This is a genomic window from Curtobacterium sp. MMLR14_006 (assembly GCF_001864985.1).
Lineage (GTDB): Bacteria > Actinomycetota > Actinomycetes > Actinomycetales > Microbacteriaceae > Curtobacterium.
Map to the genome: position 1 here is coordinate 445,439 of NZ_MJGU01000012.1, position 21,202 is coordinate 466,640.

The 21,202-nt window shown below is 72.4% G+C and carries 21 protein-coding genes and 4 tRNA genes; 20 read left to right on the plus strand and 5 right to left on the minus strand.

From position 1 onward, the window contains the following. Window positions 1–225 precede the first annotated feature (225 nt). The 4 genes from BIU94_RS05660 to BIU94_RS05675 form a co-directional block, all read right to left on the minus strand. Window positions 226–3,603 carry an ATP-binding protein gene (locus tag BIU94_RS05660; RefSeq protein WP_071255212.1) on the minus strand — a complete coding sequence of 1,126 codons (3,378 nt, stop codon included), beginning with the start codon at window positions 3,601–3,603 and terminating at the stop codon, window positions 226–228. Then, complete coding sequence (locus tag BIU94_RS05665) at window positions 3,600–4,382, minus strand: DUF4194 domain-containing protein (RefSeq protein WP_139195924.1); 783 nt, start codon at window positions 4,380–4,382, stop codon at window positions 3,600–3,602. The genes BIU94_RS05660 and BIU94_RS05665 overlap by 4 nt, the downstream gene beginning before the upstream one ends. Beyond that, complete coding sequence (locus tag BIU94_RS05670) at window positions 4,379–5,905, minus strand: DUF3375 family protein (RefSeq protein ID WP_071255216.1); 1,527 nt, start codon at window positions 5,903–5,905, stop codon at window positions 4,379–4,381. Before BIU94_RS05670 ends, BIU94_RS05665 begins: the two co-directional genes overlap by 4 nt. Before the next feature lie 101 nt (window positions 5,906–6,006). Next, window positions 6,007–6,079, minus strand: a tRNA-Val gene (locus BIU94_RS05675). A 215-nt stretch (window positions 6,080–6,294) separates the two neighbouring features. On the opposite strand from BIU94_RS05675, the gene BIU94_RS05680 reads away from it, so the two are divergent. The 9 genes from BIU94_RS05680 (at window position 6,295) to BIU94_RS05720 (ending at window position 10,705) form a co-directional block, all read left to right on the plus strand. Beyond that, window positions 6,295–6,366, plus strand: a tRNA-Gly gene (locus BIU94_RS05680). An 82-nt stretch (window positions 6,367–6,448) separates the two neighbouring features. Next, window positions 6,449–6,522: transfer RNA gene (locus BIU94_RS05685), tRNA-Cys, on the plus strand. A 15-nt stretch (window positions 6,523–6,537) separates the two neighbouring features. Continuing rightward, window positions 6,538–6,612: transfer RNA gene (locus tag BIU94_RS05690), tRNA-Val, on the plus strand. Between the two features lie 161 nt (window positions 6,613–6,773). After that, window positions 6,774–7,202, plus strand: coding sequence for a hypothetical protein (locus BIU94_RS05695; protein ID WP_071255220.1), 429 nt, complete (start codon window positions 6,774–6,776; stop codon window positions 7,200–7,202). Window positions 7,203–7,350: 148 nt separating this feature from the next. Continuing rightward, window positions 7,351–7,956 carry a TetR/AcrR family transcriptional regulator gene (locus BIU94_RS05700; RefSeq protein WP_071255223.1) on the plus strand — a complete coding sequence of 202 codons (606 nt, stop codon included), beginning with the start codon at window positions 7,351–7,353 and terminating at the stop codon, window positions 7,954–7,956. A gap of 34 nt (window positions 7,957–7,990) precedes the next feature. After that, the gene (locus BIU94_RS05705) at window positions 7,991–9,592 is read left to right on the plus strand and encodes an FAD-dependent monooxygenase (protein ID WP_071255226.1); all 1,602 of its coding nucleotides are present in this window, start codon (window positions 7,991–7,993) and stop codon (window positions 9,590–9,592) included. Window positions 9,593–9,595: 3 nt separating this feature from the next. Further along, entirely contained in the window at window positions 9,596–9,952 is a 357-nt protein-coding gene (locus tag BIU94_RS05710; protein ID WP_071255228.1) for a hypothetical protein, read from the plus strand. Window positions 9,953–10,031: 79 nt separating this feature from the next. Next, window positions 10,032–10,373 (plus strand): hypothetical protein, encoded by a 342-nt coding sequence (locus BIU94_RS05715; RefSeq protein ID WP_071255232.1) that lies wholly within the window; start codon window positions 10,032–10,034, stop codon window positions 10,371–10,373. A 23-nt stretch (window positions 10,374–10,396) separates the two neighbouring features. Beyond that, a complete protein-coding gene (locus BIU94_RS05720; protein WP_139195923.1) occupies window positions 10,397–10,705 on the plus strand; it encodes a hypothetical protein in 309 nt (102 codons plus the stop codon). A gap of 96 nt (window positions 10,706–10,801) precedes the next feature. On the opposite strand, the gene BIU94_RS17305 is transcribed toward BIU94_RS05720, so the two are convergent. Then, window positions 10,802–10,987 carry a hypothetical protein gene (locus BIU94_RS17305; RefSeq protein ID WP_139195922.1) on the minus strand — a complete coding sequence of 62 codons (186 nt, stop codon included), beginning with the start codon at window positions 10,985–10,987 and terminating at the stop codon, window positions 10,802–10,804. A gap of 176 nt (window positions 10,988–11,163) precedes the next feature. Here BIU94_RS17305 and BIU94_RS05725 point away from each other — a divergent pair, with 176 nt between their 5' ends. From BIU94_RS05725 to BIU94_RS05775, 11 genes are all read left to right on the plus strand, one after another. Next, window positions 11,164–11,706, plus strand: a complete 543-nt coding sequence (locus BIU94_RS05725) for a hypothetical protein (protein ID WP_071255235.1) — start codon at window positions 11,164–11,166, stop codon at window positions 11,704–11,706. Between the two features lie 187 nt (window positions 11,707–11,893). After that, window positions 11,894–12,646 (plus strand): hypothetical protein, encoded by a 753-nt coding sequence (locus tag BIU94_RS05730; protein ID WP_071255237.1) that lies wholly within the window; start codon window positions 11,894–11,896, stop codon window positions 12,644–12,646. Window positions 12,647–12,902: 256 nt separating this feature from the next. Next, on the plus strand, window positions 12,903–13,781 hold the full coding sequence (locus BIU94_RS05735; protein ID WP_071255239.1) for a hypothetical protein: 879 nt from the start codon (window positions 12,903–12,905) through the stop codon (window positions 13,779–13,781). Between the two features lie 95 nt (window positions 13,782–13,876). After that, on the plus strand, window positions 13,877–14,527 hold the full coding sequence (locus BIU94_RS05740; RefSeq protein WP_139195921.1) for an SMI1/KNR4 family protein: 651 nt from the start codon (window positions 13,877–13,879) through the stop codon (window positions 14,525–14,527). Between the two features lie 116 nt (window positions 14,528–14,643). Further along, a complete protein-coding gene (locus tag BIU94_RS05745) occupies window positions 14,644–14,886 on the plus strand; it encodes a hypothetical protein (protein WP_071290530.1) in 243 nt (80 codons plus the stop codon). Window positions 14,887–15,221: 335 nt separating this feature from the next. Then, window positions 15,222–15,986 (plus strand): DUF1684 domain-containing protein, encoded by a 765-nt coding sequence (locus BIU94_RS05750; RefSeq protein WP_254784760.1) that lies wholly within the window; start codon window positions 15,222–15,224, stop codon window positions 15,984–15,986. Window positions 15,987–16,041: 55 nt separating this feature from the next. Continuing rightward, on the plus strand, window positions 16,042–17,541 hold the full coding sequence (locus BIU94_RS05755; protein ID WP_302846884.1) for an ABC transporter substrate-binding protein: 1,500 nt from the start codon (window positions 16,042–16,044) through the stop codon (window positions 17,539–17,541). A 65-nt stretch (window positions 17,542–17,606) separates the two neighbouring features. Then, the gene (locus BIU94_RS05760) at window positions 17,607–18,569 is read left to right on the plus strand and encodes an ABC transporter permease (protein ID WP_071255250.1); all 963 of its coding nucleotides are present in this window, start codon (window positions 17,607–17,609) and stop codon (window positions 18,567–18,569) included. Beyond that, the gene (locus tag BIU94_RS05765; RefSeq protein WP_083404608.1) at window positions 18,566–19,471 is read left to right on the plus strand and encodes an ABC transporter permease; all 906 of its coding nucleotides are present in this window, start codon (window positions 18,566–18,568) and stop codon (window positions 19,469–19,471) included. The genes BIU94_RS05760 and BIU94_RS05765 overlap by 4 nt, the downstream gene beginning before the upstream one ends. Then, window positions 19,468–20,277: an ABC transporter ATP-binding protein gene (locus tag BIU94_RS05770; RefSeq protein ID WP_217639480.1), complete on the plus strand. Its 810-nt coding sequence runs from the start codon at window positions 19,468–19,470 to the stop codon at window positions 20,275–20,277. The genes BIU94_RS05765 and BIU94_RS05770 overlap by 4 nt, the downstream gene beginning before the upstream one ends. 2 nt (window positions 20,278–20,279) lie before the next feature. Continuing rightward, a complete protein-coding gene (locus BIU94_RS05775; protein WP_071256331.1) occupies window positions 20,280–21,065 on the plus strand; it encodes an ABC transporter ATP-binding protein in 786 nt (261 codons plus the stop codon). The last annotated feature ends 137 nt before the right edge of the window (window positions 21,066–21,202 follow it).

The following is a 21,202-nucleotide window of genomic DNA, read 5'->3' on the forward strand; positions in this document are numbered from 1 at the left end:
CCGTGGCGGGCCGGCACCGCGCCTCCAGGCCGGCGCCGGCCGCGTCCGGGGCGGCCGCCGAGCGGCCAGGACACCCCGCCGCCACCGCCTCGGGTGGTCAGGAACTGTCGGCGGCGCGGGCGCCGGCCGACAGTTCGCGACCGCTCGGCGGTCCTGAGCGGGGTGTCGCGACCAGCCGACACGACCGGCCGCCGCCGCCCGCCCCGCCGCCCGGCCCCACCGCCGTCAGACGGCGGCGGGCTCCACGCGGGTGATCTCGGTGATGGACGAGTGGCCGGTCTCGGGGTGCTTGCGCATGGACAGGAGCCGCTCCATCGACGGCTCGAGCGCCGTGACCTTGTCGAGCGGCGCACTGACGACGAGCTGGAACCCGAGCCGGAGCCACGCGGTGACCGCACGGCCGGCGAACTCCGAGTCCGCCTTGATGAACGCCTCGTCGAGGAACACCGGCGCGAACCGGGGCCGGGGCCGGGTCTCGTCGCCGAGCTGGTACCGCAGCGCGGCGCCGACGATGAACGCCACGAGCTCCTGCGTCTCACCGCCGGACTTGTCGCCGAGCGAGGAGTAGACGCCGAGGTCGGCACCGGACGTGTCGTACCGGACGGCCGTGATCTCCATGTGCCGGCGGACGTCGAGCACCGCGTCGCGCTGCGTGGTCCGGCCGCCGCGCGGCACGGACGGGTCGGGCCGGATGACGGCCATGAAGCGCCGGAGCCGGCGGAACCGGGTCTCGAGCACGTCGTCGGTCAGCTCGGTGTCGACCGAGGCGGACAGGGCGCGGAGCTCGCGGCGGAAGGCGGTGACGTCCTCGCGGGTGACCCGGCGGATCTGGATCTTCAGGCGGTCCCGGTTCGCGCCGAACGGCAGCTCCCGCAGGATCTCGTTGACCGGTTCCAGGCGTTCCTCGATCTCGACGACGGCGCGGTCGAAGGCGCCGGCGAGCGGGACGAGGTCCTCGCCGCTCCACTGCGACAGCCGTCGACGCCACTCGCTGCGCCGGGCGTGCAGGCCGGTCGCCACGATCTGGTCGAGGATTGCGTGGTAGTCCGGGTACGACGCGACCCCGGTGCCGAGGTTCGGGTCGGGCCAGGCGTCCTGGTACCGCTGGAACGTCAGCGTCAACGAGGTCGAGGCCGCCGCGGCGCCGTCGAGCGCCTGGGTCAGCCGTTCCTCGAGCCGGCGCTTGAGCCGGCGGGTGGCGTCGTCGAAGCCGTCGATGCCGTCGGGCGCCCCGACCTCGTCGAACGTCTCGGACAGCAGCCTCGCCTGCGCGTCGTCGGGCAGTGACTCCGGGGTGTCGTCGAAGCGCGCGAGGATCTCGGCGGCGGCGTCCTGGCCGTCGACGAGGACGGCGTGCCGCTCGTCGAGCCGGGTGACGGAGCGGCGTGCGGCGGCCCGGCGGTCGGCCGCCTCGTCGAGGGACGCCCGGAGCCGACTGACCGCCGAGCGCAGGGTGCGCAGCCCGTCGTCGGCTGAGAGCAGTGCCTGCCGTTCCTCGTCGAGGCGCGCGAGGGACTCGCCGGTGCCGGAGACGTCGATCGCGGCCCACGTGACGTCGACCACGTGCTGGTGCGCGGCGCGGAGCACGTCGAGCGTGGTGAGGTCCTGCGCGACGTCGGTGCGGCGGGCCTCGAGCGTGGCGAGGTCCTGCGCGATCGAGGCGAGCTCCTGCTCGACCGCGGCGACGCGGGCCTCGTTCGTGAAGCCGATGACGTTCGACTGCCGGCGGTCACCGTGCGCGCCACGACGGCCGTCGCGCAGCTGTCCGGATTCGGTGACCCGCCGTCCGCCGCCGCCGAGGTCCGATGCCGAGCTGACACAGCGGGCGTCGGTGCGGTCCGACTCGATCCGCTCGCGCACCCAGGTGCTGAACGGCGACGGCTTGATCGCGAGCTTGCCGGAGACCATGGCCGGGTCGCCGTCGAGGTCGAGGTGCGGGCCGGTCGGCACGCCCTCGAACTGCACGCGGACGGGCAGGCGCAGCGCGTCGATCGCCTCGCTGAAGTCGGCCAGGCGGTCCTGGTCGACGAGCAGCGTGCGGGCGACGGGGGCCAGGACCGACTCGATGGCCGTGCGCCAGCGCTCCTCGCCGGGCAGGACGTCGAGCAGCTCCGCCACGAACGGCAGTTCGGACGGGTCGATGCCGGCGGCGCGGGCCATGGCGAGCCGGGCCTCGTGCATCGGCAGCGGCATCGCGCCCTGCCGGTGCTCGAGCGACTGCCGCTCCTGCCGCAGGGACCGCTCGCGGTCGAGGAGCGGGTACTCCTCGCGGGTCAGGGCGTCGCGGCGGTCGTCCAACGACGAGCGCGCAGCCGCGTACGTCCCGAGGAAGTCGTGGGACGCCCGCTGCGCGCTGGTGAAGCCCGCTTCCGACGAGAGCGACGCCGACAGCCCGAGCACGGCGGTGCGCTCGTCGAAGGTCGTGCGGGTGCGGACCACGGCGTCGCGTTCGCGTCCGAGCCGGTCGATGCGGTCCTCGAGGTGCGCGAGCGCGTTGCCGCCCTGGTCGCGGAGCCGGGCCTCGGCGTCGCGGAGCTCGATGTCGACCGCGGTGTGCCGGGCTTCGGCGGCCTCGACCTCGGCGCGGGCCGCGGTGCGCTCACGCGCGTTGCGGGCGACCTCGTCGTCGAGCAGCGCACGCTTCCGGGTGGCGGTCCAGTGCGCGAACGGGGAGACCTCGGCGCCGGTGGCGATGCCGTCGAGTGCCGCGGCGGCCTCGGTCGCGCGCGCGATCTCGTCGTGCAGGTCGGTGATGGGGGAGAGGATGCGCACCTTGCGTTCCTCGGTGTCCATCGCCTCGTACGCCTCGTCGAGCGCCGAGAAGTGCGCGAGGGCGCGGTCGGCCGCCTCGTAGGTGCCGGGGGTCTCGAGCACGAGCGACTTGTAGAGCGCGTCGACGGTCGGCAGGTGCTGGCCGGCCTGGATCCGGGCGAGCAGGCGCATCGCCCGGTTGCCCCCGCCGGAGTCGCCGATGCCGAGGCGGGTCTGCAGCGTGTACGCGAGCTCCTGGTAGGTGTCGCGGATGACGAGCCCGGGCACCCGGCCGGTCAGCTCGAGGTGGTGGAACCGCGACGGCACGAACTCCTCGAGCCGGCGCAGGTCGAAGGTGTCGTCCACCGTCGCCATGGTCATCTGGATGTCGCCGACGCCCCGTGCGCGCTTCGGCACGATGTACGCGCGCAGCACCGTGAAGCGCCGCTCGTCGTCGTTCCGGAACGTGACCGCCGCCGCACCCCACGTGGTCTGGTCGTCGCCGCGCAGGTTCACGTCGCGCAGGGCCCCGGACTCGGGGTCGCGCCGGGTGTCGACCTTGCCGCGCAGGTAGGTGAGCAGGTTGCGCTGGTCCGCGCTGCGGGCGCGACCGGTGGTGGCGTCGTTCGAGGCGCCGTTGAACGGCACGTCGGACGGCATCATCACGGCCAGGTAGGCGTCCATCAGGGTGGACTTGCCGGTGCCCGAGGCGCCGGAGATGAGGGTCGCCGTGCCGGACAGCTCGACCTGCCGGTGGCCGTGGAAGCCACCCCAGTTGACGACCTGCATCGACTCGGCGCGCCACTGCGCGACCGTGTCGAACAGCGCGGGGGTTGCGAACGTGTCGGTCACGCTTCCGTCTCGCCTTCGTCGTCGGTATCGGTGTCGGTGTCGGTCGGGAGGCCCGGGTCGTCGCCGTCGCTCGGCTCGCCGCCCGGGGCGGTCGCGTCCGTCTGCGCGGTGGTGGTGCGCAACCAGGCGTCGAGTTCGAGCAGGCGTTCCAGGGGGAGCAGCACCTCGACGACGCTCGCCACCCGGAAGCGGTCCGGGTCCGAGGTGCGGATGAGGATGCGCGCGGTGACGAGACGCTCGATGGCCTTGGCGACCCGGCCCTCGTCGCGGGTGCGGTCGGTCGCGGTCGCCGGACGGAAGCCCGCCACGTGCCCGAGGATCTCGGACCGGTCGACCACGACCTGGTCCGGGCCCGGTCGGGCGTCGGCACGCAGGCGCATCCGCAGGTAGACGAGGACGATCGTCTCCTCGCGGGTGTACGGCAGGTCGCGGAGCAGGGTCGGGAACGTGCGGCGCTGGCTCTCCGAGCGGGCCTGGCGCTTCCAGGCGACCTCGCGGTCCCGGTCGACGTGCAGCTCGAGGAACAGGTCGTTCAGGCGGGACCGCAGCTGGTACTCGGCGTCGAGGACAGCCCGCCACTCGTCGGGGTGCGTGCGGGAGCTGACGTACGAGTGCCGCAGCAGGGCCACCAGGGCGCGGCGCTGGTGCTCGTCGAGCCGGCCCTCGTCGCCCTCGAAGAGGGCGAAGCTGGACTCGTCGCGCTCGTCGTCCTGCATCACGGATGCGGGGTCGTCGTAGGGGACCGTGTCGTCGACCGGTGCCGGCGTCGTGTCGCTCACCGTGCCTCCTGTGCGTTCTCGTCGTGTGCGTCGCCGACCGGTGTGCGCTCGTCGGCGAGAGCGGCGGTGGGCATGTGGAAGGTGACGGGGCTGCCGTCGGGCCGGACCGTGCGGTGCTCGGCGACGTGCGCGGCGGACTCGAAGTCCTCGCGCCCCGTCAGCAGGTGCGCCAGGCCGAAGAGCTCGACCGGCCGCCGCTGCTCGGGCGGCAGCCCGTGGAACGCGTCGACGCTCGAGTCGGCCTCGGCGAAGCGGAGCGCCGCGCGCAGCTCGGTCAGGAGCGGGCCGCCGTGCCTGCGGAGCATGTCGACGTCGAGGTCCTCGAAGACGTCGTCGTCGGGCTCCTCGATGGGCGGCGGCACGGACTCGGCGTCCGGGTCGTAGAAGCGCTCGCGCAGCGTGCCGACCTCGGCGGCCGCCGGCAGGAGCGGCAGCGGGATGCGGTCGCGCGCGCCGCCCTGGTCCATCAGCGTCGCGAGGCCGCGGTTGATCGAGCGGAGCACGGCGTCGAGCTCGCGGTCGCGCACCACGTCGTGGGCGACGATCTGGTCGCGGAGCGTGGCGGTGAGCTGGCGGCGCTGCGCGAGGACGTCCTCGATGCCCTGGCGCAGGATCGTCACGGTGTTGCGGAACGCCCGCCGCTCGCCAGCGCCGAGCCCCTGCGCGAACGGGTGCGACAGGATCGTCGCGATGTCGTCGCGGAGCCGCAGCAGCAGGGCGTCGTCGCGGAGGAGCTCGAACGCGCCCTCGAAGGCGCGGCCCTCGGGGGTGGCCTCCATCAGGTTGTCCGTGCGCGCCAGGTAGTCGTCGAGGATCTCGCCGATGGGGCGGACCTCTTGCCGGAAGTCCTCGACGATCGAGCGGTGCATCGTCGCGACCGCTTCCTCGACGCGCTTGAAGTCGCTCGGCAGCTGGCGGATGAGGTCCGAGATGTTCGTGTACCCGTCGCGCATCCGGTCGTCGTCGACGGCCACCACGTCGTCGCCGTGCTCGAGCCGCTCGCGCTCGGCCTGCAGCTCGGCGATCTGGGCGTCGATCCGGCGGATCTGCACGTCGGGATCGGGCTCGGCGCGGGCCGCCCACCGGTGCACCGCGTCGACGATCATCGCCAGCCGGCTCTCGCTGATGAGCGCGCGGTCGGCCGACAGGGCGTCGACGAGGCTCAGCGCTTCGAGCGCGTGGCTCGTCAGCGAGTACTGCTCGTCGCCGTCGGGGGAGTTCGAGCGGACGAGCCACTGCGCACCGACCCACTCGCGGCACAGCGCGCGGCCGTTCGGTCGGGCCTCCTGCTCGCCCTCGGCCTGCTCGCTGGCGGGGACGCGTGCGCCGGCGGCCTGCAGGCGGGCGACGTGCTCCTCGACCTGCAGGTGCATGCGGTCGGCGGGGACGTACTGCACGTCGCGGTCGAACACCGTGCGGAACACGGCGAGGACCGTGGCGCTGGTCGGCCGGGACATGAGCCGCAGGGTCGGACGGTCGAGGACCGCTCGGACCCGGGCGAACTCGAGGTCGACGTCGGTCATGCGCCCCTTCGTCCGATCGTGCTGGTGGTCCGGCCCGCGTGCTGCGGACCGATGAGATGACAAGAGCCCGACGCTGCTGCGTCGGGCTCTTGTGTCAAGGGTGGGCGATACCAGACTCGAACTGATGACCTCTTCGGTGTGAACGAAGCGCGCTACCAACTGCGCCAATCGCCCCCTGCACTGTTCGTGCGAGTCGATAGTAGCGGATCTGCGGCGGTGCACCGAACACGGCGCGCGCCCCGGGTGTGGCGCGGCGTCCGACGGGCCTGGCGAGGGGTCCCGATCCGCATGAACACGGGGGACACGCCCGGTGAACGGGATCGATTTTGGCGGAAGTGCCCCGGTGCGTATAGAGTTTACGTCGTCGCCGCGACAGCGGAACGACAAGTGCGGATGTGGCGCAGTGGTAGCGCATCACCTTGCCAAGGTGAGGGTCGCGAGTTCGAATCTCGTCATCCGCTCGAGTGTGGTCTTCTCCGGAAGACCGCGACTCACCAGAGGGTATCCCACCGTTCGGGTACTCACGGAGACGTGAACCTCGATGGTGGGGTGGCCGAGAGGCTAGGCAGCGGCCTGCAAAGCCGTCCACGCGGGTTCGAATCCCGTCCCCACCTCCAGTTCCACACTCCTCTGGGCGATTGGCGCAGCGGTAGCGCGCTTCCCTGACACGGAAGAGGTCACTGGTTCGATCCCAGTATCGCCCACCACGACGAAGACCCCCGGGAAACCGGGGGTCTTCGTGTTTCTCCAGGCGTTGCTCGAGGCTCGGATCAGGTGCCGTGGCACGGTTCCGGCACGATCCGCGAACGCTCCCGCCGCCTTCCGTTCTTCCTGCCGCTCGTCTGCCTGATGGTCAAGGACTGCACCCGTGCCCGACCCCGCCGACAGCGACGCCTTCGATGCCGACTCCTGGCCAGGAGCACTGTCCAGCTCCTGGCCCGACGAGGAGACCCCGCAACGCGCCGACGCGGAGATGCACCGCAAGCGGTCCACCTACCGGAAGGTCGCCCGCACCGGTTTCGTCCTCGCGCCGGCGATGTTCTTCCTGCCGCTCGTCGTCCCGTTGGTGGCTCGCGAGTGGCACTCCTGGGTCATCATCTGCATGACCGCAGCGTGGGCGGTACTCGTCTCGGCATGCTCCTTCGCCGCGATGGCGAACACCAGACCCGGCGGTCATCCCGGCATCCACCAGACGTGGGCGGTGCCTGCAGCCGTCATCGCGATGGTGCCCGGCGGGCTCGCCGCCTTCTTCCTGTACGGGGCCGTCATCCACGGGCTCTTCCTGCTGTCCAGGTGAATCCACCTCGAGGGGAACCACCCCGCGTACGACTTCGCTGACGCCGCCGCGGACCTCCGCCACGCAGCCGCCATGTGGTCCGGCACCGTTTGCAAGTTGCCCAATGGGCATGATTGCGCATTGGGCAAGTTCTGGTTACGGTGAGTCCATGGCAGCAACCCCGTCGCTCCGCGACCAGAAGAAGGCGGCACTCCGCGACGAACTGAGCGTCACCACCGTGCTGCTGGCACGCGAGCGCGGCCTCGACAACGTCCGTGTCGAGGACATCGTCCGCCAGGTCGGCGTGTCCCGCCGGACGTTCGGCAACTACTTCTCGAGCAAGGAGGACGCGATCGCCGACCGCCACGTGCAACGTGTCCGGGCGGCGGCGACCGACCTCGCACAGCACCCGGACGACGAGCCGCTGTGGGCGGCGGTCACCGCGGTCCTGCTGGCTCCGTACCGGGCACGAGCGGCAGGGTCGTCCGGGGACGACCAGAGCGGCCTGATGGCCGTGCTCGCGACACCCGGCATGCAGTCCGCGGTCGATCGTGGCGCCCGGACCGCGAACAGCGTCCTCGCGCAGGCGATCGCCGCACGGCTCGGTGTCGAGCGCGACGATCCGCTGTCGGCAGCCGTCGCGGCGGCAGCGCTCTCCACCCTGCTGACCACCTTGGAGTCCTGGGCGTCGAGCAGCGACGCGGGCTCGCTCGAGCCGATGCTCGTCGCTGCCTTCCAGCGGCTCGGCAGCGGCTTCGACCGCCTGCACGTCTGACCTCCACCCGCACCGTCCGGAAAGGCTCTTCCTCATGTACGACGTCCTCATCGTCGGTGGCGGCCCCGTGGGCGTCTTCGTCGCCTGCGAGCTGCAACTCGCGGGTGCGAACCCGCTGGTCCTCGAACGTCTCCCCGCGATCAACCAGTGGGACAAGGCACACGGCCTCACCGGCCAGGTCGTCCGTCTGCTGGACCAGCGCGGCCTGTTCGAGCGGTGCGCAGGGGTGGCCGAGCCGTCCCCGGCTCCGGCCTTCTTCTTCGGCGCGCTCCCCGTGCCGCTGCACGTGCTCGGCGAGCGCAACCCGATGTACCTGCTGCACATCAACCAGCGCGACCTGGAGCGCGTCCTGAACGAGCGCGCCGCCGAGCTGGGCGTGGAGATCCGTCGCGGCGTCGAGCTGCGGTCCTTCCTGCAGCACGACGACCGCGTCGACGTCACCGTCGTCGACACCACGACCGCGGCCGAGAGCACGCTGTCGGCTCGGTACCTGATCGGGAGCGACGGGGCGCGGAGCACCGTCCGCAAGCAGTCCGGCATCGGTTTCCCGGGGAACACCGACCGCCACGTCGTGGACCGCACGGCGCTCATCGCCCCGACCGACGCGCTGGTCGCAGCCGGCCCCGGGAAGGTGCGCGTCGCCGGACTTGGCGAGATCGCGGCAGCGTTCCACCGGACCGAGACAGGAGTCGCGACGATCGCCCTCCACGACCCCGAGCACCCGCTGGTGTACACCGCGGAGTGGGAGGACGAACCCGAGGGCAGCTTCCCCGGTGACGGGGCAGCGATGACCCTGGCCGAGATGGAGGACAGTCTCGAACGCGTCCTCGGTGTCCGTGTCGCCCTCGCGCCTCCCGCGCAGGGACACGCCGCCCTGTTGCGTCGGCTCTCCGGCAGGAACACCCGCGTCGCCGACCGCTACCGGGACCGTCGCGTGTTCCTGCTCGGCGACGCTGCCCACGTCCACTCCGCGGCAGGCGGCCCCGGGCTGAACCTCGCACTGCAGGACGCCGCGAACCTGGCGTGGAAACTCGCCGCCGACCTCGCGGGCACGGCGCCGGCAGGGTTGCTCGACACCTACGAGGCAGAACGCCGGCCGCTCGGACAGCGGGTCTTCATGCAGACGCAGACGGCGCTCATGGCGCCCGGGTCGGACGTCACGGCGCTCCGCGACCTCTTCGCCGAGCTGCTCACCGACACGGGCACGGTGCAGCGCATCGCGGACCTGCTCGCAGGCGCCGACGTCCGCTACGAGACGGGTGCCACCGATCCCGACGGCCCCACCGGCTGGTTCGCGCCGTCCGCGCAGCTCACCCTCGCCGACGGCACCCGTCGCCGGGTCCCCGAGATGCTCCACGCCGCACGTCCCGTCCTGCTCGACGACGACGGCAGCCTGCGCGACGCTGCTGCGCCCTGGTCGGACCGGGTCGACCACGTCGAACTGGCACCGGGGAGCGGACTGGCACCGGGGAGCGGACTGGCACCGGGGAGCGGACTGCCGTCGATGCTGATCCGACCCGACGGCTTCGTCGCGTGGTCGCGGACCGACCCCACCGACGTCGGGACGGCACTCCGGACCTGGTTCGGGGAACCGCGCGGCGCTGCTGTCAGCGCCGCCGCGACGAGTGGGGCGTAGCCCGTGGACGCCGCCGTCGTCGGCGCCGCGATCATCTCGATCAGCGGCGCGGTCCTCTCGACAGCCGCGATCTGGGGCATCGTCGCCGCGCTGCTGGACCTCCGCGGAACGACACCCGGAGCAGCTGCCGCACGTGTGCACGCCGTCACGGGGTCCGTGATCGTGATCGCCGGCCTCGTGACCCACGTGCTCGGCTTCTTCCCGGAGGCGTTCGTGCTCATCTACGCCGGCGGTGCATCCGCAGTCGTCGCCGCAGCCTCGGCAGCGTGGTCCGGTGCGCATCGCCGCCTCCGCAGCACGGTGCCCACCGTGCTCGTCGTCGTCGGTCTCGTCGCGCTCACGGTCGGACTCCTCGTCTGACCGAGGGACGTGGTTCCGCCCTGCTGTGGACACCGGTGCTCCCGGGGTGCGGCGCAGTAGTGTGCCGGTAGGGGGAACCATGACCATCGCATCCGGACGTCCGCGCCGCTCGAAGGCACTACCGCTCGGCATCACCGCACTCGTGTTGCTCGTCCTGCCGTTGCTCGCGCTGCCGCTCCTGTTCGCCGTCGCGGACCCGTACCTGGCGGTGCCGGTCCTCGGGCTGCTCGGTGTCGCCACCGCGGCGCTCGGCGTCGCCGCGGTCGTCGTCGGCATCCGCGGGCGGCTGGCCGCCGTTCCGTTCCGCTCCGCCGTGACGGGAACGGGCTTGGGGGCCGTCGCCGCCGTCTTCGGCGGCGCACGCGTGCTCGGGACGCTCGGCTTCGTCGCCGACCTGGCCTCGGGGTCGGGGTCGGCATGACCGACGGGCCGACCATCGCGGCGATGAACAGTGACCGGACCACCTTCCGGCGCATCGCACGGATCGGGTTCGTGCTCGCACCGGCGATGTTCCTCCTGCCGGTGATCCACCCGCTGGTGACCCAGGACGTGCACCCTGTGCTGATCATCTGCATGACGGCCGCGTGGGCGGTGCTCGTGTCCGCGTGCTCCTTCGCCGCGATGGCGCGCACCAGGCCCGGCGGTCACCCGTGGGTGCACCAGGCGTGGGCTGCTCCCGTCGCGCTGGTCGTCATGGTGCCGGGCGGCCTCGTCGCCGTGGTCGTCCAGGGCCTGGTCATCTCAGCGCTCTAGCAGGCTCCCGGTCGATTCCTCGTTCGGGGACTCCTGCGCTCGGCGCGCAGACCCCGGGTCACCCGAGCAACGCCGATCCGAGCCGAGGCGAGCGGGCTACCGCCGCGAGCGCAGGAGCAGCACGATCCCCGTCACGATCTCCCCGATGCCGAACACGACGGCGATCTGCGGGATCAACGTGTCCTGTGATCGCGGGGAGAGGAAGAACAGCGAGGCGAACACCACGACGAAGAGGCACCCACCACCGAGCAGAATGAGCCCTCGGCGTCTGGACGGTTGCACGCGCTCAAGAGTAGTCGCCGAGGCAGCAGTCGTCCGCGACCTGCTGGCACGCGAGGGTGGCGTCCTCTACCGTCGACAACGGAACGGGGAGGGACCATGCACGATCACGGCACGGCGGGAAGCGGCAGCGGTCCGGACGAGCGGGACCAGCGACAGCCCTCCCGCGGAGTCCCGGCGTGAGCCGCCTCGCCGACTGGTGGCGTCGGGTGAACGCCACACCGCAGCCGAGCCCCTCCGACCCCGGCCGTGCGGCCGTCGCCTACCCGGAGCTGAGCCGCACCGACCGCGCCGCCTTCCTCCGCTGCGAGGGGTACCTGCTGTGGGAGATCGTCGACTCGCGTTCCTCCGGGCGGCAGATCGCCGGTCGCGGCGACGCCCCGGCGACGAACGGGTGGGTCGTCGTGCCCGGTCGCGTCCACTCCGGGCTCATCGAGGACACGAAGGGGAAGGGGCCGGGCCCCGCGGTCATGGTCGCCGTGGTGCAGTGGCTCGTCGACGCGGGAGCACTCCGGCCGCTGACGGCGAGCGTGCGCGCGGCCATCGCCGAGTCCACCGTCGCGGAGCGACTCCGTGACCTGCCCGAGTACCACCGCACCGAGGCCGACGCCCGCAGGGCGTGGGACGACGACCTGTGGGAGGTCGACCCACAGCGGATGCTCGTCGTCTACCCGCACCTGGCAGCGGCGAACGCCGACTGGCGGCGAGCGGCAGGGCGCTGACGGACGCGTCGCGCGTGCGATACGACGCGGTGTCGGACAGGAGGCACGGTGCCGGGCCGCCACGGGCCTCCCGTCCGCCTGCTGGTCGCGCAGGTGAGCCGACGCTCCGCACGTCCCCGGTGCTGGGGGTGCCGGCACCGGGGTGCCGGCCCGTAGCGTCGACGGGCAGGGGAAGGACCGACACGGGATGACACGACGCGCCGGCTCCGTTCCGGACGCGCTCGAACGCATCCGGACGGTCGCGCGCCACGACCTCGCGGAACGGCGGGCAGTCGACCGGGACGACGTGGCAGGCGTGCTCGAGACGCGACTCGGGGCACTCCGGCGGGCTCCGCGGAGCCTCGTCCTGCAACTCGGCGTCGAGGTGCAGCGCCCCCGGCCCTGGTGGTCACGCTTCGGGCTCGGGCTCGACCAGTACCTCGACCGGACGCCGTTCGAGCCGGTCCGGTCCCTCGCCGGTCGGACCGGCGCGGGCGCCGCGGTCGACGACCTCGTCTTCGGCACCGTCTACACGGCGGGCGCGTGCGGTCCACGGGACGCAGCGCCCTCGCTGCGCGACGTGCGGTCGGCGTTCGGCGTCACCACCGCGTTCGCCACCGCGCCCGGCACGCTGTTCCGCTGGCGGAGCCGCGTGCGGATCGTGCAGGTCACGGCGGCGCTCGAGCCCCTGCGCATCGCGCACGTCGTCGCGGAGCAGATCGCCGCGGAGTCTGCGGGGGAGTCCGGCTACTCCGCCGCCGACGGGTGGCACAGTCGGCACGCGCAGTCGCTGTTCCTCACTCGGTCGCTCGGTCGCTGGATGGTCGCTCCGCGGAGCGTGCCGGCACTCGCGGCGGGGCTGGTCCAGCGCATCCCGTGGCTCGACGACGTCGACCGCACCGAGGAACGGCTGCGGACGACCCTGGCGGTCGACGTCGCCCGCCCGGGCGTCAGCCGCTGAGCCGACCGTCCGCCACCGTCAGGACCCCTGCAGGCTCGCCTGCACGGCCGCGATGTGCGCCCCGAGTGCGCCGGGCGATCGGCGGTCGCGGCGATGATGCCGTCGATCGTGCGTCGACTGCGCGTCGCCCCCGCAACTCTCCTTCTTCATCGTCCGATCGTCGACTGCTGCGACCTGTTCTGGGGTGATCGCGGAGACGGAAGGCCATGCATCGACTTCGATAGTTTCGTATCGGAAGAAGCGAGGGGGACTGCACATGGCGGAGACCGAGTACCAACGCAATCAGCGGCTGATCCGAGAATCAGTGGAACGCACCGAGATCCAGGCCGAAGCAGCGGCCGTCGGGGCATCGAGCGCTGCCGCCTGGGCGGCGGAGACCAACCATCTGCAGGCGCAGCAGCTTGCTGTCTCCCGGGCCGCGCTCAGTTCGCAGGAACGCCATCAGTGGGCGATGTGGACCCAGACCAAGAACGGTCGGGCCTACATCGATTGGGAGAAGCGCGCGAATGCCATCATCGCTCGAGCTCGAGCGCGCCGGTTGCAGGTAGCAGAAGCATTCTCCGCGGACGTTGCAGAGCACATCAGCGAAGCGGATCGTGCTTCTCACGCATCCGGTGACTGGCTGCTGAAGTCCGACAAGGAGCGTGTCGCCCGCCGATGGGGAACGGCAGGAGGCTGGCTGCTGGTGCTCGTTGCGCTGTTCATCGTCGTGAACTTCATCCTTTCCTTGTTCCATGCCAGCGCGCCGTACCAGTGGCGCACGGTGCTGGTTGCGCTGGGGGTCGCGATCGCGCTCGTCATCGTCTCCGCGGCGAAGTCCGACTCCGACTGGACCGCACGGAACGAGTCGACAAGGAAAGCGGCTGCCTCTCGACGGTTCGAGGTGTTCGGCTTCGACCCGTTGGACGAGCCGGAACGAACACCAGCAGATTGGTTCGAGTCGGCTTCTGACCACTCGGAGTACTGGACGTCCTTCGCGAACCGAGCCGAAGAGTCGTACCCGACCCGGGACGAGCTCCCCAGGCTGTCGGAGCCGCGACCGCGCGCCGTCATGCCCGGTGATTCGCCTCGTGTGAAAGCGCTGCTCGCCGAGTGGGGAGCAACTCGGCCGACCGCGATGCACGACCATTCGTGACGCACGGTCGACCGTCGGACCGCCGCGCGCTCGGTGCTCGTCGGTCCCTGATCGAGAAAGCGGATCGGCGCGAGGGTCGTCGCTACGCTGAGCCGATGACCCCGGACCCCTCCGACACCACGGCCGTCCGCGTGCAGGCCGCCCTCGATCGCCTGGTCGGGCTCGTCCCCGGCGACCCGCTGCTGCGGGCACCGGCGACCGAGCGGGACCTCGCCGTCGCCGAGGCCCACCTCGGGCACCGCCTGCCCGAGGACGTCCGCGCGCTGTACCTGTTGCACGACGGGCAGCACCCGTACTCGGCGCAGGACCCGCGGTTCGCCGCCGGACTCGTCGTCGGGCAACCGTTCCTGCCGCTGACCGACGTGCTCGCGCAGTGGGACCAGTGGGACGGGTTCGAGGCGCAGGAGGACATGGACGAGTTCGCGTCCTCGACGCCGCAGGGCTTCGTGCAGCCGAAGTACGCCGTGCGCGGGTGGATCCCGCTCACCCACGACGGCGGCGGCAACCACGTCGGCGTGGACCTCGACCCGGCTGCTGCCGGCACGGTCGGTCAGGTCATCACGTTCGGCCGCGACGACGACGAGCACCAGGTCATCGCCCCGTCGCTGCTGTCGTACCTCGAGCAGGCGGCCGACCTGGTCGCGGCGGGCACGATCGTGCCCTCCGACGAGCAGGACGAACCGGGTTGGGCGATCACCGGCACGCTCTCGACGGTCTTCGACGCGACCGCGGAGCGCACCGGCTGACGACGGCAGGGGAGGCGGCGCGGCTCGCGACGTCCCCGTGCGTCGGCCGGGAGGCCTGGCGCCGGGCCGCCACGGGCCTCCCGTCCGCCACCTGGTCACGCGAGCGAGGAGACGACGTGGAGTTCCGGAAGACCCGAGGCCGCAGGGCCGTGCTCGGGCTGTTCCTGGTGGGGCCGCCCGCCCTGTACGAGGTCCGCGAGGGTGACACGACGACCACGGTGGTGTCCGATCAGCTCGCCGCTGCGCTCGGCGCCTCCGGGCGGGACTACCAAGAGGCACACATGCTCGCCGCCCACCTGTTCGACGCGGGTGACCCGTCCTGGGTCCAGTGGCCGTACGGAGGAGTCGTCCGCGACTGAGTGCACCGTCGGCCCGGCGGTGCCGCCGCCGACGACGAACGCGCGTGCCATCGAGTGAGCAGAAGAGGTCGGGTCGTCCGCCCGGACCCGACGTCTTCTGCTCACGAAGTGCGCCACGAACGCGCCGCCCCAGCCCACACGCCCCGCCGGACGCACACGCCCCTCTTCGTGAGCAGAAGATGTCGGGTGGCCCGCCCGGACCCGACATCGTCTGCTCACGAAGTGCCCGACGAACCCGCCGGCCGGGCCCGCCGGCACCCCCGACGCGCCCGACTGTTGCGCCGTGTGACGGCGGGTCGGGAATACCGAGTCGCACTCTGCGATTGTCGATCCCCGTGACGTCCGATCCCAGCACCACCGCGCCCAGCTCCACCGCCTCGAACACCACCGACGCCCCCGCATCGTGGGACGCCTGGCGCGAGGCCCGTCGGCAGCGCGTGACCGGCCCGCAGGGCGACCTCGCCCTCGTCCGGACCGAGTGGCTGCCGGGCGGCGCCGAGCCGGACCTGCAGGCGGTGCTCGACGGGCAGCCCGACACGGTCGTCGCGACGGCCGTGCACCGCCGCGACCTCGACACCGGCGCCCCGGAGCACGGGTACCGCCTCTGGGACGCGCAGTCCCCGGCGATCCGCTCCTACGTCGACACCCCGGTGTTCCCGTACGACCCGTCGTGGCGGATCACCGCGCACTTCGCGCCGGCCGAGCCCGGTCGGACGATCCCGTACGAGCACCTGCGCGACGCCGCCGGCGCCACCCGCGACCTCGTCGTGCCCGGAGACATCACGGCGACGATCGACGGGCAGGAGTACACCCTCAGCGCCTTCGACGACGACGGCACGCTGCTGCTCGTCTTCGGCGACCCGACCAACCGCAGCCACGACGACGCCGACCGCACGTACGGCACCGGCCGGTTCCTGTTCGTCGAGCGCCCGGAGGGGTCGTCGACGGGCCAGGAGTCGGACGTCGTCCTCGACTTCAACCACGCGTTCGTGCCGCCGTGCGGCTACAGCGACCAGTACAACTGCCCGCTGCCCCCGGCGCAGAACCGCCTGCAGGTCCCCGTGCACGCCGGCGAGCGGTACGTCGCGCACCGCGACTGACCCGGCCGCCGACCCCACCACCCAGCACACCCGCAGCACCACCACCAGGAGCCCCGTGAAGACCCGCATCCTCGCGCTCGCCGCCACCGGCGTCGCCCTCAGCCTCGCCCTCGCCGGCTGCTCGTCCCCGAACGGCGGCTCGTCGCGCGGTGCCGACGCCACCGTCGCGATCGGTTCGCTGTACGAGCCGACCAACCTGTCGAACGTCGACGGCGGCGGCCAGGGCGTCAACGAGGCCTTCCAGGACAACGTCTACGAAGGGCTGTTCCGCCTCGGTGACGACGGCAAGGTCACCCCGCTGCTCGCGAAGTCGTACGACACGTCGTCCGACGGCCTGACGTACACGTTCACCCTCCGCTCGGGCGTCACGTTCCACAGCGGCGCGGAGCTCACCAGCGCCGACGTCAAGCGCTCGATCGAGCGGGTCACCGCCGAGGACTCGCAGTCCTCGCGCAAGTCGAGCCTGGCCGTGGTGCGGTCGATCGAGACGCCGGACGACGACACGGTCGTGGTGCACCTGTCCGAGCGGTCGATCTCGTTCGTCTACAACCTGTCCTACGTCTGGATCGTCCCCGCCGACGAGACGAAGCTGAAGACCGAGGAGGACGGCACCGGGCCGTACACCCTCGGCACCTGGAAGCGCGGCTCCTCGCTCACCCTCGAGCCCTACGACGGGTACTGGGGGAAGAAGCCGGAGAACGGCGGCGTCGAGTTCGACTACTTCACCAGCGCCTCCACGTTGTCGAACGCGCTGGCGAGCGGCCGGGTCGACGTCATCACGAGCATCCAGTCGCCGGACGCGCTGTCCCGGTTCACCGCCGACGAATCCAAGTACACCGTCAGCGAGGGCGACTCGACCACGAAGGAACTCCTGGCGTTCAACGACGCGAAGGGGCCCTTCGCCGACGTCACGCTCCGCCGCGCGATCTCCGCAGCGATCGACCGGAAGGCCCTGCTCGAGGCGATCTGGGGCGACTACGGCACGGTGAACGGCTCGATGGTGCCACCGACCGACCCCTGGTACGAGGACCTGACGAGCGTCAACGCCTACGACCCCGCGAAGGCGAAGGAGCTGCTCGCCGACGCCGGCCACGCCGACGGCTTCACGTTCACCCTCGACACCCCGTCGTACGACCCGCACCCGGCCGTCGCCCAGTACCTGCAGAGCGCGCTGCGGAAGGTCGGCGTGACGATGGAGATCAACACGATCAGCGCCGACGAGTGGTACACGAAGGTGTACCAGCAGCACGACTTCGAGGCGACGCTGCAGGAGCACGTCAACGACCGCGACGTCGTGTTCTACGGCAACCCGGACTTCTACTTCGGGTACGACGACGAGACGGTGCAGCGCGACATCGCGGCCGCCGAGCAGGCGACCTCCGAGGACCGGCAGACCGAGCTGCTCGCCCAGGCGAACGAGCAGATCGTGCAGGACGCCGCGAGCGCGTGGCTGTACCTGTACCCGCAGATCGTCGTGTCGGACAAGGACGTCACGGGATACTGGAAGAACGGGCTGAACTCGCAGTTCCCCGTCTCCGGCATCACCGTCTCCTGACCCGCGCGGACCGCCGCACCCCGCATCCCGCACCCAGCACCCCCAGCAAGGACCCGCACCACCGCATGACCGCCTACGTCCTCCGCCGCCTCGGCATCCTCGTGCTCTCGCTCGTGGTCGCCCTGGTCGTGGTGTTCGCGCTGCTGCGGATCCTGCCGGGGGACCCGGCGAACGCGCTGCTCGCGGCGAACGCCACCCCCGACCAGATCGAGGCGGCGCGGCGCCAGGTCGGCTCGGACCTGCCGTTGACGCAGCAGTTCGTGCAGTGGGTCGGCCAGGTGCTGCACCTCGACCTCGGCACGTCGTTCACGAGCGGCCTGCCGGTCCTGCCCGACCTGGCGCAGCGCCTCGTCGTGACCGTCCCGCTGACGCTCATCGCGTTCGTGGTGGCCGTCGTCGCCGCGTGCCTGGTCGGGTTCGTCGCCGCGGCCCGCGCCGACCGCTGGTACGGCGTGCTGCTGTCCGGGGTGACTCAGCTCGGCATCGCCGTGCCGGTGTTCTGGATCGGCATCCTGCTCGTGCAGGTCGTGTCGCTGCGCTGGGGCCTGCTGCCGTCGAGCGGCTTCCCCCGCGACGACTGGACCTACCCGGGTGACGCGCTCGAGGCGCTCGCACTGCCGATCGTGACCGTCGCCGTCGTGATGACCGCGTCGATCGCCCGGTACGTGCGGAGCGCCGTGCTCGACGTGCTCGGGGCCGACCACATCCGGACGGCCCGGGCGCTCGGCGCCTCCACCGCCTCGGCGTTCCTGCGGCACGGCGTCCGGTCGGCGGTGGTGCCGGTCATCGCGGTGCTCGGCATCGAGCTCGCCTCGACGTTCCTCGGCGCCGTCGTCGTCGAGAGCGTCTTCGCCCTGCCCGGGCTCGGCAGGATGCTCATCACCGGCATCGAACAGCACGACTACCCGAGCATCCAGGGCGTCCTGCTCGTCTCGACGGTCGCCGTGCTCGTCATCGGCTTCGTCGCCGACGTGGTGCAGCGCGTCGTCGACCCGCGCCTGCGCGCGACCGTCTCGGGGAACCGATGAGCGCCCGCCGGTCGGTGTCCCTGACGGTCGGGACCGTGCTCGTCGGCGTCGTGCTCGTCGCCGCGCTCGTCTCGCTCGTCTGGACGCCGTACTCGCTGTACGACACGACGGGCGGTCGGCTCACCCCACCAGGGGCGGCGCACTGGCTCGGCACCGACACCCTCGGCCGCGACCTCGCGACCCAGCTGCTCGTCGGCGCCCGCATCGCGCTCGCGACGGGGGTCGGCGCCGTGCTCGTCGGCGGGGTCCTCGGCACCGCCGTCGGGCTCGTCGCGGCCTTCGCCCGCCCCTGGCTCGACGACACGCTCTCGGCCGTGCTCGACATCGTCATCGCGTTCCCGACGCTGCTCGTCGCGATGCTGCTCGTCGCCGCCCGCGGTGCCTCGCTCGGCACCGCGATCGTCGCGATCGGACTGGTGATGGCGGCGGTCGTCGCCCGGCTCGTCCGCATCCTGGTGCGCCGGGTGCTGCGGCAGGACTTCGTCACCGCATCGCGCACCTCCGGCACCTCGTGGCCGCGGATCGTCGTCGAGCACGTGCTGCCGAACGTCTGGCCGACCCTCGCGGTCAACCTGGCGCTGCAGTTCGGGCTCGCGGTGCTCGCCGAGGCGAGCCTGTCCTACCTCGGGCTCGGCGCCCCGCCGCCGAACGCGTCGTGGGGTCGCATGCTGCAGGACGCCCAGCAGACCGCCTTCGAGGCGCCAGCCGGCGTCCTCGCCCCCGGCCTCGCGCTCGTCGCCCTCGTCATCGGGGCGAACCTGCTCGCCGACGGCCTGCGCGACGTCGCGGACCCGACCCGTCGCCGGCGGCGGGCGGCGCGCCCGGCCGACCCGCGCCTCCAGACCGACACAGCGGCCAGCGCAACCACCGCGACCGGCGAGACGGACGGGAGGCCCGAGTGAACCCCGCCATCGAGGTCACCGACCTGCGCATCACCACCACCGACGGCGCGACGCTGGTCGACGGCGTCACCTTCGCCGTCGACGACGGTGCCCGCCTCGGCATCGTCGGCGAGTCCGGCAGCGGCAAGTCCCTCACCGCCCTCGCGGTGATGGGGCTGCTGCCGCCCGGACTCCGCGCCGAGGGATCGGTCCGCGTCGGCGGCGTCGAGGTGCTCGGGGCCCCGGAACGGACGCTCCGCGGCATCCGCGGCGCGGCCGTCGCCCCGGTGTTCCAGGAGCCGATGACGGCACTCGACCCGCTCATGCGCGCCGGTGACCAGATCGCCGAGCCGCTGCGGCGACACCGCGGCCTGCGCGGTGCCGCGCTCCGCCAGGCCGTGCGCGACGCGATCGACGACGTCGCCCTGCCGGACCCGGAGCGGGTCGCCGCCGCGTACCCGTGGGAGCTCTCCGGCGGGCAGCGGCAGCGCGTGGCGGTCGCGATGGCCCTGGCGTGCCGTCCGCGGGTGCTCATCGCCGACGAGCCGACGACCGCGCTCGACGTGACCGTGCAGGCCCAGGTCCTCGACCTGCTCGACCGCGCCGTCGCCGACCGCGGCATGGGACTGCTCTTCATCAGCCACGACCTGGCCGTCGTCGCCCGCACCGTCGACCGCGTCCTCGTGCTCGAGCACGGCCGCGCGGTGGAACAGGGCGACGTGCGCCGGGTCATCGCCTCGCCCGCCGAGCCGTACACCCGCCGACTCGTCGCGAGTGCACGCGCCCTGCAGGACGCCCTCGACGCCGGACGGGGGAACCCTTCGTGACCGTGCCCACCACCACCACCACGCCGCCGCTGCTCGCCGTCGACCACGCGTCGTTCGCCTACCCGGGGCGGAACGCCGCACTCGCCCTCGACGACGTCTCCTTCGCCGTCCGCGCCGGACAGCACGTCGGCATCGTGGGGGAGTCCGGTGCCGGCAAGACCACCGTGCTGCGCATGCTGCTCGGCCTGCAGGCACCGGACTCCGGCACCGTGACGTTCGACGGCGCACCCCTGGACCTGCGCGACCGTGCCGCGGTGCGGCGGTTCCGCGCGGCGGTGCAGCCGGTGTTCCAGGACCCGTACTCGTCGCTCGACCCGCGCCAGCGCGTGGACCGCATCGTGGGGGAACCGCTCCGCTCCCTCGGCGTCGCGAGCGGGTCCGAGGCATCCGACCGCGTCGAGGCCGCGCTCCGCGACGTCGGGCTCGACGGCGACGCCGGTCGCCGGTACCCGCACGAGTTCTCCGGCGGGCAGCGCCAGCGCATCGCCATCGCCCGCGCCGTCGTCGCGGGGCCACGGGTGCTCGTCGCCGACGAGCCGGTGAGCGCGCTCGACCTGACGACCCGGGTCGCCGTGCTCGAGCTCTTCGAACGTCTGGCGGCCGAGCACGGGATGACCATCGTGCTCGTGTCGCACGACCTCGCCGTGGTCGCCCGGCTGTGCGCCGAGACGGTCGTGCTCCGGCGCGGCCGCATCGTCGAGCAGGGCGCGACCTCGCGCGTGCTCGGTGCGCCCGAGTCCGCCTACACGAGCGCGCTGCTCGACGCGGTGCCGCGGCTGCCGCGCTGATCGACCACCGGCCCAGGGTGGCCGGACGCAACCGACGGGCCGGTCCTGGGGATCCCTAGGTGATCGTCGTTGCTGCGCACATACTCAGCAGACCGAGACTGCGCGCTCGTCGTCGACGACCCCTCGCCTCTCCGACA